Consider the following 12,886-nt stretch of genomic DNA (forward strand, 5'->3'; position numbering starts at 1 on the left):
AGGCTGGCACCCCCGGGCTTTGTCCAAAAACAAAAGGCCTCTCGCGTGAGAGGCCTTTTGTTTTGAGTTTTGGTAATGGCGGCGCTTTAAACGACCACCTGCTTGCGCCGGCCTTCCAGAATGCGGAAGAACGAGCGGGTATTGATTTCGTCGCGGGTGAGGCCTGTGGCTTCGATTTCTTCCTCCGAGATGGCGCCGCAGTTCAGGGCTTTCAGGAAGAAGTTGAGCAGGCCCTGGCCGGTGGCGGCATCGTCGAAAATGTCGCCGGTGAGGGTGGAAATGGCGGCGCGCTCCACGAAGGTTTTCAGGCGAAGCACCGCGTCGTCGTAGCTGCTCAGGAAGAAGTTGTAGGTCGCGGCGTAGCGCATGGGCAGTTGGGCGGGGTTCAAGTCCCAGCCTTGGTACATGCCGTTTATCAGCGAGTGCGTGCTGTGGTGGAAGGCCTGGCGCCAGGCGTTGTGCACGGACTCCTGGTTTTCTCGCAGTTGGGCGTAGCTCAGGTTGTCGCCGCGGTGCGGGCCGATGGGCATGACGTTGGTGGCGCCGTCGGAGAGGAATATGCCGGTGCCGCCCAGCGCCACTTTGGTCATGTGGTGGGCGAAGTCGCAGACCGGGTGGCCCATGGTCTGGTACTTGGCCGTGATGCCGCAGCTGGCGGTGTAGTCGTAGGTGCCGAAGTGGGCGGCTATGCAGCGCCCCTCGCTGGCCCGAATGATGCGCATGAGCGGATTGCGGCCCTCCTCGTCCATGATGATTTGCGTGGCCTCCACCATGGTCTCCATTTTGAGGGTGCCGGGCGCGAGGCCGTTGGCCTTTTCCAGTAGCTCAAACAGGCGCACCATCGTCGTCATCTGCTCCGGAATGGTCACCTTGGGAAGCATCACCACGAAGTTGTCGGGCAGCTTGCCACCGGTTTCGGCCAGCAGCGTGGTCAGGAAAATATCGAGCGTGCGCACGCCACGGGCCTTCATGTCTTCGGTAAAGGGCTTGATGCGGATGCCGATGAACGGCGAAAGCGTGCCCTGGGCCATGCCCTTAGCTACTTCCTTGGCGGCGCGCACGGCGGTTTCGTCCTCCTCGGCATCGGGGCGGTTGCCGAAGCCGTCTTCAAAGTCCACGCGGAAGTCTTCCACGGCTTCGCGCTTCAGTTTCTGCACAATCTTATTGTAGACCGAGTACGCCAGCCAGGCCGGCTCGTGCTTGCGCTCGGCGGGCGTCATGGCATCGAGGCGGGCGGTGAGCTCGGCAATGTCGGCGGTCAGCGTGGGCAGGTGCTCGTGGTTTTTGAGTTGCAGCACGCGGGCCAGCTCCACGAAGTTGGGCGCGTAGGTCTGCAGGTTGTTGAGGGCAATGTCGCCCATGCGCACGCAGGTATCGGCTTTAAAAAGGTTGGCGCCGCCGTACACAGTGTGCACGGGCTGGCGGTCGGGCTTGTCGCCGGGATAGGTTTGCTGGAAGTGCAGGTTGGCCACGCCGAGCTCATCGAGCAGGGCGGCTTTATCGGATTCTGGTAAGCTGAGTTTCATGTGGGAATTTAGTTGTTCGATTTCAGTTGCCAGCTAGCCATGTTTTAGCTAACCAGAATGTCATGCTGAGCTTGTCGAAGCATCTCGACCGCTTCGTTGAACCGAAGGTCAGCGCAGCTAACGATTGGTTTAGTGACAGCACGCGAGATGCTTCGACAAGCTCAGCATGACGTTCTTAATAGTTATCGATTGGGGCCCAATCAGGAACCGCGGTAGGTGGCGTAGCCGAAGGGGTTCAGCAGCAGCGGCACGTGGTAATGCTCAGTGGTGGCCACGTCAAAGATTATTTCTACCAGCGGATAAAAATTCGCCGTTCCGTTCTGGTCGAAATATTCTTTGGTGAAGAATTTCATTTTATAAACTCCCAATTCTAATTGCGTTTCCTTAGGCAATAAATCCGCAATTCGGCCATCGCTATTCGTCGCGCCACGCGCAATTTCCTGCCAGTTGTCGCCGGTTTGCTGCAATAGCGCAATGGTCACGCCCGCAGCTGGTTTGCCCTTGGTGGTGTCGAGAATGTGGGTGGTGATTTGGCTCATGCGGCTAATAGTTTCTCGAGGCGCAGACGGGTGATTTTATTCTGCTCGCCGGCAGCAATTAATATTTCATCTTCGGGTTTATTCGACAGGCGTGCTTGCAGCAAAGCCAGCATTTCTTCCGCTGATTTCCCCGTGGCGCAGACGATAAAGATGTAGCCGAATTTTTTTTCATATTCGGTGTTGCCGGCAGCTAAAGCTTCCAGTGTCTCTTGCGAAGCTTGTTTTACAGAGGCTTGCTCCCCTTCGGCCCACGTGCTGGTGCTGGCAAATTTTTCGCGCAGGGCCGCTACATCACCGCCTATTTTGGGGTGGTGCGTGAAGGCTTCGCGCCAGTCAGCTTCGCTCAATTTATTCCACTGCGTATTGGCCTGGTCCATCAGGGTTTCGGCATCGGCGACGGGGAATATGGCGACCATGTTTTCCACCCACGCCGTGGAGCCGCAGCATTTGTGCAGGGCTTCGGTGAGAGCAGGTTTATTGAGTTGATTAAGTTCTTCCAGAGTCATTTTTTCTTTTCTTTTTCTCGCAATTCCGGGTGGGCTATGGTACGGGACATGAATTCAATCGTGCCCTTGCCCCGTCGGGCTTTTTCAGCGAAAACAGACCCTGCGAAACAGCCCAATATCCCCATAGACAGTCCAAGCACGATACCCAAAGAACCACGCAGCGCCAGCCAAATAAAAGCGCCGGTAACTGCCCCAATTATAGCCGGTGAAATAAATATCTGGAGCCACCCCAGCACCGAAAGTAACCGTTCGATGATTTTCATTAGGCAATTAATTACTGGCGCGGGCGAGATGCTTCGACAAGCCCAGCATGACCGTTTTATTGGGAAGCGCTAATTATATCACCGTGGGGAAGCGGTTAACGTTCTTGTAATAGATGTACACCGAGGGCTCCTGGCCCATGGCGGTGGCCCACTGCTGGCAGTAGGGCGCCATCCAGATGGAGTCGCCTTTTTTCACGGGGTACCAGCACTGGTCGAGCATATAGATGGCCTGGCCTTCGAGGTACATGAGGCCGTGCTCCATGATGTGCGTTTCCACCATGGGCAGGTTGCCGCCGATGCCGTAGGTGAAGATGTTCACGGCCATGTCGAAGCCCAACTCGTTGGGCAGCAGCTCCTGGATGCGCAGGGCCTCGTCGTTCATGTAAATGGGCGCTTTGCTGTAGTCCCGCTCGCCGAAGAAGATGGCCGGGGTGGTGTGGCCTTCCAGCGGCTCGTACACCTTGTGGAAGGTGAGTAGCTGCGTGCCGGCTGAGGGCTGGCTGAACTCGTAGGCCTGGCCCACGGGGATGTACACATACTGACCCACGGTGAGCGTGCGGGTTTCGCCGCCCACGGCTACGTGGCACTGGCCTTGCACCACGTAGAAGAAAATCTGCGAGTCCTTGGTTTCGCCCACGAGTTTGCCGGCGTCGGTGAGGGTAATCAAGGTTTGGCAGAGGCGGGCGCCCATTTGCTCGTTGATGATGACGTTCACGGTGCAGCCGGTCCAGCCGGGCACGTTGCTGTTGATGTAGCCATCGGGGGCGATGATGGCGTGGTTGCGCTTGACAACCGAGCGGGTCAGGGCCGACATTTCCATTTTTAAAGCATGTAGCGCAGACTCTGTGGTCCGCGTGTGGATTGTTCTATTGGGTTGTTCAGGCGCGGACTACAAAGTCCGCGCTACTGAAAGTAAAAACCGGTCGGCTACGGCGATGGCGGCGGCCAGGTCGTCCAGCTCCACATTTTCCAGCGGGTTGTGGCTGATTCCTTTGTAGCAGCGGATAAATAGCATGGTGGCCGGCGCCACGGCCGATACGGGCACGGCGTCGTGGCCGGCACCGCTCACCAGCGAGATGGTTTCGTAGCCGGACTCGGCGATGGCCTGGGCCAGTAGGTCGTTCAGGGGCTGGCTGCAGGCCACGGGGGCAGTTTGCTGCACCAGCTTCCACACCAGCTCCACGTTGCGCTGGGCGGCAAGGCCTTCGGCGAAGTTGAGCAAGGCGCGGTAGGCATCAGCGAGTTGGGCTTGGTTGGCGCTGCGCAGGTCGAGGGTGCAGGTTACCTCGCCGGGAATGACGTTGCTGGCCGAGTTACTGATGCTCAGCTTACCCACCGTGGCCACCAATCCCTGGCCGTGGGCCTGGGCAAACTGCTCGGCGGTGAGCACGAACTCGGCGGCGGCGCACAGGGCGTCCTGGCGCATGTTCATGGGCACGGTGCCGGCGTGGCCGGCCATGCCCCGAAACACCAGCTCCACGCGCTGCTGCCCGGCAATAGCCGTGACCAGCGCCACGGGCACGTTGCGCTCCCAGAGCACCGGGCCCTGCTCAATGTGCATCTCAAAATAACCCATCCACTCTGCCGCCGGAATGGCATCAAGCGCCAGTTGGGAGGCATCGCCGCCCATCACTTCGAGGGCCTGGTCCAGCGTCACACCGGCTTCGTCGCGCCGGGCCAGCAGGGCGTGGTCGAAAGCGCCGGTCACCACGGCGCTGCCCAGGTAGGTGGTGTGAAAGCGCACGCCTTCTTCGTCGCTGAAGGCAATCAGCTCAATATGAAACGGTAGGTCGGCCTGTTGGCTCTGAAGCTGCTCCAGCAAGTCGAGCCCCATGAGCACGCCCAGCGGCCCGTCGAACTTGCCGGCGTTTACCACGGTGTCTATGTGCGAGGCCAGCACGAAAGTTTTCGCGTCGGGATTCTGGCTTTCTAGGCGGGCACGCAGGTTGCCGATGCCGTCGACGCGGGTAACGAGGCCGGCGGCCTCCATCCAGCTTTGCACCAGGTCGCGGCCGGCTAAGAACGCGGGCGTGCCGAAGGTGCGCGTCACGCCGTGCTCGTCTTCGCTGATGGCCGCCAATTGCTGAATGCGCTGCATGATTTGCTCAGCGCGCGCTGTGTATTCCTGCTGCATTCAGCTCCGAGTTATGATTTCGCCTTGGTTGAGGTGGGTGAACGTGGGGTGCTCATACACTTGCTTTCCCTTCAGAAAAGTCTGCTCCACTACGCCCCACAATTCCTGGCAAATGTAAGGCGACACTTTGTGTTTGTGCTGAATCATTTTCTCATGCACGACGAAGGATTTTTCAGGGCTGAGCACGATTAAATCGGCGTCGTAGCCCACGGCAATCCGGCCTTTTTGGTGGCTCTGGCCGATGAGTTGAGCTGGATTTTCGCTGAGCCAGCGCGTCAGGTCCGGGAGCGTGGCGCCGCGCTGGCGGGCAGCAGTCCAGAGCACGGGCAGGGCCAGCTGCAGCGAGGCAATGCCGCCCCAGGCCGTGGTAAAGTCGCCGCTTTCGAGCTGCTTCAAGTCGGGCGGCGCGGGCGAGTGGTCGGTGGCTACAAAGTCGATAATACCGCTTTGCAAGGCGGCCCAGAGCTGGTCGTTGTTGGCCTTTTCGCGGATGGGCGGCGCGCACTTGAACTGTGTCTGGCCATCAGCAATGTCCTCGGCGTTGAAGTAGAGGTAGTGCTGGCCGGTTTCCACGGTCAGGTGCAGGCCCCGGGCCTTGGCAGCGGCAATAGGCGCTATGGAATTGGCCGACGACAGGTGCACAATGTGCACGGGGCAGCGGAATTCTTCGCAAAGGCGAATCATCATCGCCACGGCCTTGTCTTCCCACTCCTTGGGCCGCGAGGCTAGGTAGTTCGGGTAAGAGCGGTGGTCGTTCTGCTTCCAGGCATCATCTTCTACCGACAGCTCGCAGTGCACCAGCAGCGGCAGCTGGTGCCGCGCCAGTATCGGCATTACCCGGCGCAAATCTTCCTCCGTGGCATTCGGAAAATCATCAATACCCGAATGCGTCAGAAAGGCTTTGAAGCCCAATACTCCGGCCGCAATCAATGGCTCAATTTCGGCGGCGTTGCCGGGTACTACCCCTCCCCAGAAACCGACGTTGGTATGCAGCTGGCCCTTGGTGGCCGCCCGCTTTATTTCCAGATTCGCCACCGAAGTCGTGACCGGGGCCGAGTTCAGCGGCATATCGACCAGGGTGGTGAGGCCGCCGGCCAGCGCGGCGCGGGTGGCGGTATCGAAGCCTTCCCAATCGGTGCGGCCTGGCTCGTTGATGTGAACGTGTGGGTCGATGACGCCCGGCAGAATAGCGCGGCTGCCCACGTCGACGAGCGTAGCCTCGGCTATATCGGCGTCGTGGGGCAGCAGGGCGGCAATCCGGCCGTTTTCGATAAGAATGGTGGCGGCGCGGACGCCTTCGGGCGTGACGACCCGTTGGCTGCGCAGAGCAAGGTTTGGCATGAAGGAGAAGTTTGGCGCTAAATTGGGGACTTTTTCCCGGCTCAATTAAAGGCGGAGTTGGAAGAACGTCGTGCGCTGGCAATCGTCCGTCATGCAGAGCGCAGCGAAGCATCTTTGCCGCGCTTTTTTACCGCGCCTTTTGTCATGCTGACGAAGGAAGCATCTTATCACGTTTGAACAAGTCGTTCTGCGGTGATAAGATGCTTCCTTCGTCAGCATGACAGCCGATTGATTTGATTACTGCCGCACGCGAGATGCTTCGGCAAGCTCAGTATGACCATCTTCAGCATGACCATCTAAATACCTGCTGCCCTCTCCCACTGCTTAACTATGATTCAATACGTTACCCTGATTGCTTTAATACTGACGTTTCTGCTGCTGCTGGGCGTCATTTTCGCGTTGCAGCGCGTGGCCAAAACGCGGCCCGATGGTGGCGTGGTGGGCGAAAGCGGCTTCACACTCGAGGGCTATTCCTACGCCCTCATTTTTCTGGCCGTGGTGGCGGCCGTGGGCATTTGCTACGTGGTGGTGCGCGACACGCCCTGGGCCGGCCACATCATGGAGTGGCTCAATATTGTGGTGCGCCTCATGCACATCACCTTCGGCATTGCGTGGATTGGGGCTTCGTTCTACTTCGTGTTCCTCGAAAATGCCCTGAATCGCACCGACAACGTGCGCGAAGAGCTGGCCGGCAATCTCTGGGCCGTGCACGGCGGCGGCTTTTACTACCTCGAGAAGTACAAGTCGGCGCCCAAGGTCATTCCCAAAAGCCTGCACTGGTTTAAGTACGAGGCCTATTTCACCTGGCTCTCGGGCTTCAGCTTGCTGTTTGTGGTGTACTATTTCAACGCCAGCTCCATGTTGATTGACCCTCGGGTGCTCGACATTTCGCCGCTGGCGGGCGTGGGCATCGGGGTGGGCTCGTTTGTGGCGGCGTGGTTGGTTTATGACGGTCTGTGCCGCACGGCGCTGGTGCGCAGCCCCTGGTTCAAGGTCATTGGCTTCGCAATTGCCACGGCATTTGCCTATTTCTACGCGGAGGTATTCAGCGCCCGGGCAGCCTACATCCACTTCGGGGCCATGCTGGGCACGCTCATGGTGGGCAACGTTTTCTTCACCATCATCCCGGCCCAGAAGGCCATGGTGAAGGCCGCCACCGAAGGCACGCCGCTAGACCCCCAGCTGGGCAAAAATGCCCTGGCCCGCTCGCTGCACAACAACTACTTCACGCTGCCCGTGCTGTTTGTGATGGTGAGCAACCACTTCCCCAGCACCTTCGGCCACTCCTACCCCTGGGCGATTCTGGCGGCCATCACGCTGGGCACGGCCGGCGTAAAGCATTGGCTCAACCTCCGCGAAAAGCACCAGACGGACACAGCCGTGTGGGTGCTGCCCGCCGCCGTAGCCCTGCTGCTGGGGGTTGTATTCGTAACGGCCCCGCCCGTCCAGGACAGCGCCGGAGCCGCCGCCAGCTGCACCCAGGAAGTGGGCATTAGCCAGGTAAACCTCATTGTGCAAAAGCGCTGCGTGCAGTGCCACTCCGCCAAGCCCACCGACGATGTATTCAAGTCGCCGCCCAACGGCGTCGTTTATGATACCCCCGAGGATATCATTCGCCTGAAGGACAAAATCATGCAGCGCGTGGTGGTAACCAAGACCATGCCCCAGAACAACAAAACCCAGATTACTCAGGAAGAACGCGACCTAATCCGGTGCTGGATTGAGCAGGGCGCCCTGAACAAGTAAACCAGAACATCTAACACCTTCATTCGCAAGGATGAGGGTGTCGTTCATTTCTAATTCTTCATTCCCCAATATTCATTAAACGAAGCGTATGCCTGCTTCTCCGCGCGACTTGCCAGTTTGGGCGCTGGCTGCTGCCAGCTTGCGGGCGGGCGTGCCCGTGGCGCTGCTGTGCGTAGTAAGCAGCGCGGGCAGCAGTCCCGGCCGACAGGGCTTCAAGATGAGCGTGACGGCGGCGGAGACGGCCGGCTCAATCGGCGGGGGCATTATGGAGCACAAGTTTATTGAGCTGGCCCGGCAGCGGCTGCTCTCCGGCGACCTGAGCCCGGCGCTGCGGCCCCAGATTCACCGCCGCGAAGCCCCGGCCGACCGCTCGGGCATGATGTGCTCGGGCGAGCAGGAAGTGCTGCTCTGGCCCCTGGCAGTCGCCGACTTGCCCGTGGTGGCGGACATTGAAATGGCGCTACTCGCAGGCACCCGCGGCCAACTGATGCTGAGCATCGAATCGGAACTACAGTTGCTTACAGACGCTCCCAATGGCTCGGCGACTCATCCTGCCAGCGCGGCGTTTTACGATTACCAGCCGGGGCCGGAGTGGAGCTACCGCGAGCAGCTGGGCTTTCGCGACCACGTCACCATTGTGGGCGGTGGGCATGTGAGCCTGGCTTTGTCAAAAGCCCTGGCACTGCTCGATTTTGAGCTAACCGTGCTGGACGACCGCACCGATTTGCCCACGCTGGCCACTAACGATGCAGCCCACCATCGGCGCGTCATCAGCTACGACAACGTGGCGGCTGAAATCCCCCGGGGCCCGCACCAGTACGTGGTGGTAATGACCGTGGGCTACCGCACCGATGCCCTTGTGCTGCGCCAGCTACTTAGCCTCCCCTACCGCTACCTCGGCGTGATGGGCAGCGTGGCGAAAGTTGTGGAATTGCGCCGGGGCTTGCAGGAAGACGGTTTCTCGGCTGAAGAAATTGCTCGGCTTCGCGGCCCAATTGGGCTGGCTATCAATAGCCAGACACCCGAGGAAATTGCCATTAGCATCGTTGCCGAGCTGATTCAGGTACGGCATAGGTAAGCGGTTCAGAAGGTGGCTGTGGTTCCTTGAGATGCTGAGTGTTGTCTGCTATACGAAGCGCGGTGGAAACTCTGGCGGGGAACCTCACCCCCAGCCCCTCTCCAAAAGAGAGGGGAGCCGGACAATTCTCGTCTGTCATTGCGAATGGAGCGTAGCGGAATGCGGCAATCTGTCCTCTCGCTGCGACCAACCCTGGAATGTGACAACGCCCTTTCAGTAAAAAGCCCCGACACCGTGCAGCGCCGAGGCTTTTCACATTAGAAGGCGAGTCTCATTGAGAGGACGGATTGCTTCGTCCTGCGTCCTCGCAATGACAATTATCGTCCGGCTCCCTCTCCGCCGTAGAGGGGCCGGGGGTGAGGTTTTCCACGCCCGCTTGGCATCCCCCAACCCTCACCGGTCCGATTCTCCGGATGACTCGGTGCGGGGCAGAGAGCCATTAGCGAATTCTTCGGTGAAGACCCGGTAGCGGTCGAGGATGGAGCGGACGGAGCGGCGCAGCACGATTTCGCCCATGGGGCCTTCGGGCACGCTCACACCGGAGGCGTAGCCGTTCCATACGGCGCGGTTGGTTTTCACGTCGATGAGGGTGACGAGCAGCGTGCCTTCGGCCAGCAGCAGGCGCACGGGCTGGTAGCCCTGGCGCTCTTCCTTGGGGGTGTCGTCGGTTTCCTCAATGTTGCGCTTTATCCACTGGGTGAGGTCTTCCTGCGCAAAGCCGTGGAAGTTCATGTCGCCCTGGTACACCCGGAAGTTCACCAGCATATCGGGGCGGCGGCGGGCCAGGCGGTAGCCCTGCGCCGAGAGGCGCTGCTGAATGGCCTCACGCACCGACGTGCCCAGGCGGCTGGTATCGGCGGTGAGGCCCGAGCCGGTCACGAAATCGTAGGTGCGGTAGTGACGGAAATTGCCGCGGTAGCTGTAGTCGGAGTCAACCTTGGCTTCGCGGGTGGTCATGCAGGCCGCCAAAGCTGCCACCAGACCGATAAGAGACAGAGAGTTGATAATGCGTAACATGGCAGTGGGAATTGACGGGTGAGCAGGCTTTGCAAGTGCGAAATGACAACGTGGAACACGTACTGCCGGGCCGTGAATTGCCGGCAACTGGGTCACCCTCTTTTCCGGGTACCGGGGCTAGTGGCCGCCGGTTTCGGCGGCGTTGGGCGACAGGAGGTAGCCTTTGGCCAGAATGCGATACCGGTCGAAAATGGAGCGCACGGAGCGGCGCAGCACGGTTTCGGCCCGGGCGTTGTCGGGCACGTCCACGCCGGAGGCGTAGCCGTTCCAGATGGCCCGCTGCGAGCGGGCGTCTACCAGGGTCACCATCAAGGTGCCATCGGTGAGCAGGCGGCGCACCGGGTCGTAGGTTTGGCGGCTCTGCTCGGGGGTGTCGTCGGCTTCGCCTTCGTGCTGGGCCACCCAGCGCTCCAGGTCTTCCTGGTTGTAGCCGCGCAGGTTCACGGCGCCTTCAAAAATGTGGTAGTTGACGAGTAAGTCGGGCCGTTTGGCTGCGGCCCGGTAGCCCTGCTGCTGCAGGCGCTGCTGAATGGCGTCGCGCAGCACCAGCCCCAGGCGACTGGTGTCGCTCAGAGGCCCGTAGGAGTGCACAAAATCGTAGGTGCGATACCGGCGAAAATTGCCGCTGTAGCTATAGTCTGATTCAATTCGGGCTTCCTGCATGGTAATGCAGCTGCTGAGGCCCGCACCGAGGCTAAGGGTCAAGAGAATGCGTAAAGAATTGGTCATAGGTAGCAGGGCACATTTGCTACGAACCAAGTTACACAAACCGTCCTGATAATCAAAGCCTATCGGTAGCCGGCGGCCTGCAGCGCAAACAGCTCGGCATAGCGCCCGCCCTTGGCGAGCAAGGCTTCGTGCGAGCCGATTTCCACAAATTGTCCGTTTTCAATCACCAGGATGCGGTCGGCCATGCGTACCGTGCTGAACCGGTGGCTGATAAGCACGGCCGTCTTGCCCTTGGTTAATTCGGCAAATCGCTGAAAAACTTCGTGCTCGGCGCGGGCGTCGAGGGCGGCGGTGGGCTCGTCGAGGATGAGCAGCTGGGCGTCGCGCATGTAGGCCCGGCCCAGGGCAATTTTCTGCCACTCGCCCCCGCTCAAATCCACACCGCCGTTGAAGCGGCGGCCTATCATCTGGTCGTAGCCGCCGGGCAGCTTCGCAATCACGGTATCGGCCAGGCTTTGCTGGGCGGCGGTTTCGATGCGGGGCTGGTTTTGGCGCTCCTCGATGCGGCCCACGGCCAGGTTCTGGCCGGCCGGCAGCTGGAAGCGCACAAAGTCCTGGAAGATGACGCCGATTTCCTGGCGCAGCTCGGCGGGGTCGTACTCGCGCAGGTCGTGGCCATCGAGCAGAATGCGGCCCTCGGTGGGGTCATAGAGCCGGGCCAGCAGCTTCACCAGCGTGGTTTTGCCAGCTCCATTCTCCCCTACCAGTGCCAGCTTTTCGCCGGCTTCCAGCTTAAAAGAGAGGTTGCGAATGGCCCATTTTGTACCATTCTTGTACTGGAACCCGACGTTTTCAAACTGGAAACCCTGCCGGATGGGCCGGGGGAACGGCCGGGCCGTTTCGCCTTTAACTTCCTGCCGCACGATGCGGGGCCGCAATGCAAAGAAGTCGAAAAAGTCCTGCAAGTACAAGGCCCCATCGGCCACGGAGCTAAAGCGACTCAGGATGCCTTCGAGCAGCCCGCGCAGCCGTGCAAACGACCCTGCCAGGAACGTGAGCTGGCCCAGCGAAATCTGCCCGGCCACGGCGCGGGTAATGATGTAGACGTACGCTCCGTAGTAGCCGGCCGCGCCAATGGCGGCGAAGAGCGTGCCCCAGGCGGCGCGGCGCAGCACGAGGCTTTTGTTTTGGCGGTAGAAGTCATCGGACAGCTCGCGGAAGCGGTTGATGAGGAAGTCGGAGAGCCCGAAAATCTTCACTTCCTTGGCTGTTTCGTCGGAGGCGCCGGTTTGGCGGAGGTAGTCGAGCTCGCGGCGCTCGGGCGTCCAGGAGTGCGAGAGGGAGTAGCTGCGCTCGTTGAAGTGCGACTCGCCCAGGAAGGCCGGCACCACGGCCAGCAGCAGCAGCACCAGCAGCCACGGCTGGAAGGCCACCAGCCCACCGGCCAGCAGCACCAGCGTGACCAGGTCCTGGCCCTGCGAGAGCACCTGGCTCATGAGCACGGTGCGCGAGAGGGTTTGGCGGCGGGCGCGCTCCAGCTTGTCGTAGAAGGTGCTGTCCTCGAACTGGTCCAAATCGAGCTCGGCGGCGTGGGCCATGAGGCGGATGGACGACTGGTTGGCAAACAGGTCGCCGAGCAGCGAATCGAGCAGAGCCACGCCGCGGCCCAGAGCATCGGTGAGCAGCACCAGGCCAAACTCCAGCGCCACCAGCTGGAGTACGGGCGCCAGCACCCGCTCGGCAGCAGGCAGGCGGGTGAGGTGCACCACCGCATCGAGAATGAGCTGGCCCACATAGAGCATGGCCAGCGGCAGGCCAGCTCGTAGCAGGCGCAGCACAATATTGGAGAGCGCCAACGCGGGGCTGGTTTGCCAGATAAGCTTGAGAAACGCCGGCAGATTGCGCAGCGCCGACACCCGCTCGCGCACGCTCACGGGCGGCTTGTCGCCCCCCCCGCGGGAGCCGTTGGGGTTCTTGGCGGATATGGTTTTCAGGAATTCAAACATCGGCGGGGCGAAGGCAAGGTTGGGGCCGGAAGGTGAGAGTTGCCGTTTTGGCAGCTGGTCC

General features: G+C 60.6%; 12 protein-coding genes. 2 read left to right on the forward strand and 10 right to left on the reverse strand.

Features of this window, described 5'->3' with window-relative positions; all coding sequences use genetic code 11:
• Positions 1-86: 86 nt before the first annotated feature.
• The 7 genes from LJ738_RS12185 to allB all read right to left on the reverse strand — a co-directional run bounded on the left by LJ738_RS12185 (position 87) and on the right by allB (position 6,309).
• Entirely contained in the window at positions 87-1,526 is a 1,440-nt protein-coding gene (locus tag LJ738_RS12185; protein ID WP_227786585.1) for a DUF6986 family protein, read from the reverse strand.
• Between the two features lie 200 nt (positions 1,527-1,726).
• Entirely contained in the window at positions 1,727-2,065 is a 339-nt protein-coding gene (gene uraH / locus LJ738_RS12190) for a hydroxyisourate hydrolase (RefSeq protein ID WP_227786586.1), read from the reverse strand.
• A complete protein-coding gene (uraD, locus tag LJ738_RS12195) occupies positions 2,062-2,571 on the reverse strand; it encodes a 2-oxo-4-hydroxy-4-carboxy-5-ureidoimidazoline decarboxylase (RefSeq protein WP_227786587.1) in 510 nt (169 codons plus the stop codon). Before uraD ends, uraH begins: the two co-directional genes overlap by 4 nt.
• Positions 2,568-2,834 (reverse strand): hypothetical protein, encoded by a 267-nt coding sequence (locus LJ738_RS12200; RefSeq protein ID WP_227786588.1) that lies wholly within the window; start codon positions 2,832-2,834, stop codon positions 2,568-2,570. The genes uraD and LJ738_RS12200 overlap by 4 nt, the downstream gene beginning before the upstream one ends.
• Before the next feature lie 73 nt (positions 2,835-2,907).
• The gene (gene allE / locus LJ738_RS12205) at positions 2,908-3,648 is read right to left on the reverse strand and encodes a (S)-ureidoglycine aminohydrolase (protein ID WP_262907668.1); all 741 of its coding nucleotides are present in this window, start codon (positions 3,646-3,648) and stop codon (positions 2,908-2,910) included.
• Positions 3,649-3,723: 75 nt separating this feature from the next.
• Positions 3,724-4,968, reverse strand: a complete 1,245-nt coding sequence (locus tag LJ738_RS12210; protein WP_227786590.1) for an allantoate amidohydrolase — start codon at positions 4,966-4,968, stop codon at positions 3,724-3,726.
• The gene (gene allB, locus LJ738_RS12215) at positions 4,969-6,309 is read right to left on the reverse strand and encodes an allantoinase AllB (RefSeq protein ID WP_227786591.1); all 1,341 of its coding nucleotides are present in this window, start codon (positions 6,307-6,309) and stop codon (positions 4,969-4,971) included.
• A gap of 330 nt (positions 6,310-6,639) precedes the next feature.
• On the opposite strand from allB, the gene LJ738_RS12220 reads away from it, so the two are divergent.
• Together LJ738_RS12220 and LJ738_RS12225 are read left to right on the forward strand one after the other, a co-directional pair.
• A complete protein-coding gene (locus LJ738_RS12220) occupies positions 6,640-8,055 on the forward strand; it encodes a urate hydroxylase PuuD (protein WP_227786592.1) in 1,416 nt (471 codons plus the stop codon).
• A gap of 88 nt (positions 8,056-8,143) precedes the next feature.
• Positions 8,144-9,133, forward strand: a complete 990-nt coding sequence (locus LJ738_RS12225) for an XdhC family protein (protein WP_227786593.1) — start codon at positions 8,144-8,146, stop codon at positions 9,131-9,133.
• A 393-nt stretch (positions 9,134-9,526) separates the two neighbouring features.
• Here LJ738_RS12225 and LJ738_RS12230 read toward each other — a convergent pair whose 3' ends face one another.
• From LJ738_RS12230 to LJ738_RS12240, 3 genes are all read right to left on the reverse strand, one after another.
• The gene (locus tag LJ738_RS12230) at positions 9,527-10,150 is read right to left on the reverse strand and encodes a DUF4136 domain-containing protein (RefSeq protein ID WP_227786594.1); all 624 of its coding nucleotides are present in this window, start codon (positions 10,148-10,150) and stop codon (positions 9,527-9,529) included.
• 117 nt (positions 10,151-10,267) lie between these two features.
• Positions 10,268-10,879 (reverse strand): DUF4136 domain-containing protein, encoded by a 612-nt coding sequence (locus LJ738_RS12235; RefSeq protein WP_227786595.1) that lies wholly within the window; start codon positions 10,877-10,879, stop codon positions 10,268-10,270.
• A gap of 59 nt (positions 10,880-10,938) precedes the next feature.
• Positions 10,939-12,825: an ABC transporter ATP-binding protein gene (locus LJ738_RS12240; RefSeq protein WP_227786596.1), complete on the reverse strand. Its 1,887-nt coding sequence runs from the start codon at positions 12,823-12,825 to the stop codon at positions 10,939-10,941.
• Between the last annotated feature and the right edge of the window lie 61 nt (positions 12,826-12,886).

Source organism: Hymenobacter plasmatis (assembly GCF_020711255.1).
GTDB lineage: Bacteria > Bacteroidota > Bacteroidia > Cytophagales > Hymenobacteraceae > Hymenobacter.

Coding starts and splice junctions, on each gene's coding strand:
- uraD (WP_227786587.1), bottom strand. CDS start 2,571: ATGACTCTGGAAGAACTTAATCAACTCAATAAACCTGCTCTCACCGAA.
- allE (WP_262907668.1), bottom strand. CDS start 3,648: ATGTCGGCCCTGACCCGCTCGGTTGTCAAGCGCAACCACGCCATCATC.
- LJ738_RS12220 (WP_227786592.1), top strand. CDS start 6,640: ATGATTCAATACGTTACCCTGATTGCTTTAATACTGACGTTTCTGCTG.
- LJ738_RS12230 (WP_227786594.1), bottom strand. CDS start 10,150: ATGTTACGCATTATCAACTCTCTGTCTCTTATCGGTCTGGTGGCAGCT.
- allB (WP_227786591.1), bottom strand. CDS start 6,309: ATGCCAAACCTTGCTCTGCGCAGCCAACGGGTCGTCACGCCCGAAGGC.
- LJ738_RS12235 (WP_227786595.1), bottom strand. CDS start 10,879: ATGACCAATTCTTTACGCATTCTCTTGACCCTTAGCCTCGGTGCGGGC.
- LJ738_RS12200 (WP_227786588.1), bottom strand. CDS start 2,834: ATGAAAATCATCGAACGGTTACTTTCGGTGCTGGGGTGGCTCCAGATA.
- uraH (WP_227786586.1), bottom strand. CDS start 2,065: ATGAGCCAAATCACCACCCACATTCTCGACACCACCAAGGGCAAACCA.
- LJ738_RS12185 (WP_227786585.1), bottom strand. CDS start 1,526: ATGAAACTCAGCTTACCAGAATCCGATAAAGCCGCCCTGCTCGATGAG.
- LJ738_RS12210 (WP_227786590.1), bottom strand. CDS start 4,968: ATGCAGCAGGAATACACAGCGCGCGCTGAGCAAATCATGCAGCGCATT.
- LJ738_RS12225 (WP_227786593.1), top strand. CDS start 8,144: ATGCCTGCTTCTCCGCGCGACTTGCCAGTTTGGGCGCTGGCTGCTGCC.
- LJ738_RS12240 (WP_227786596.1), bottom strand. CDS start 12,825: ATGTTTGAATTCCTGAAAACCATATCCGCCAAGAACCCCAACGGCTCC.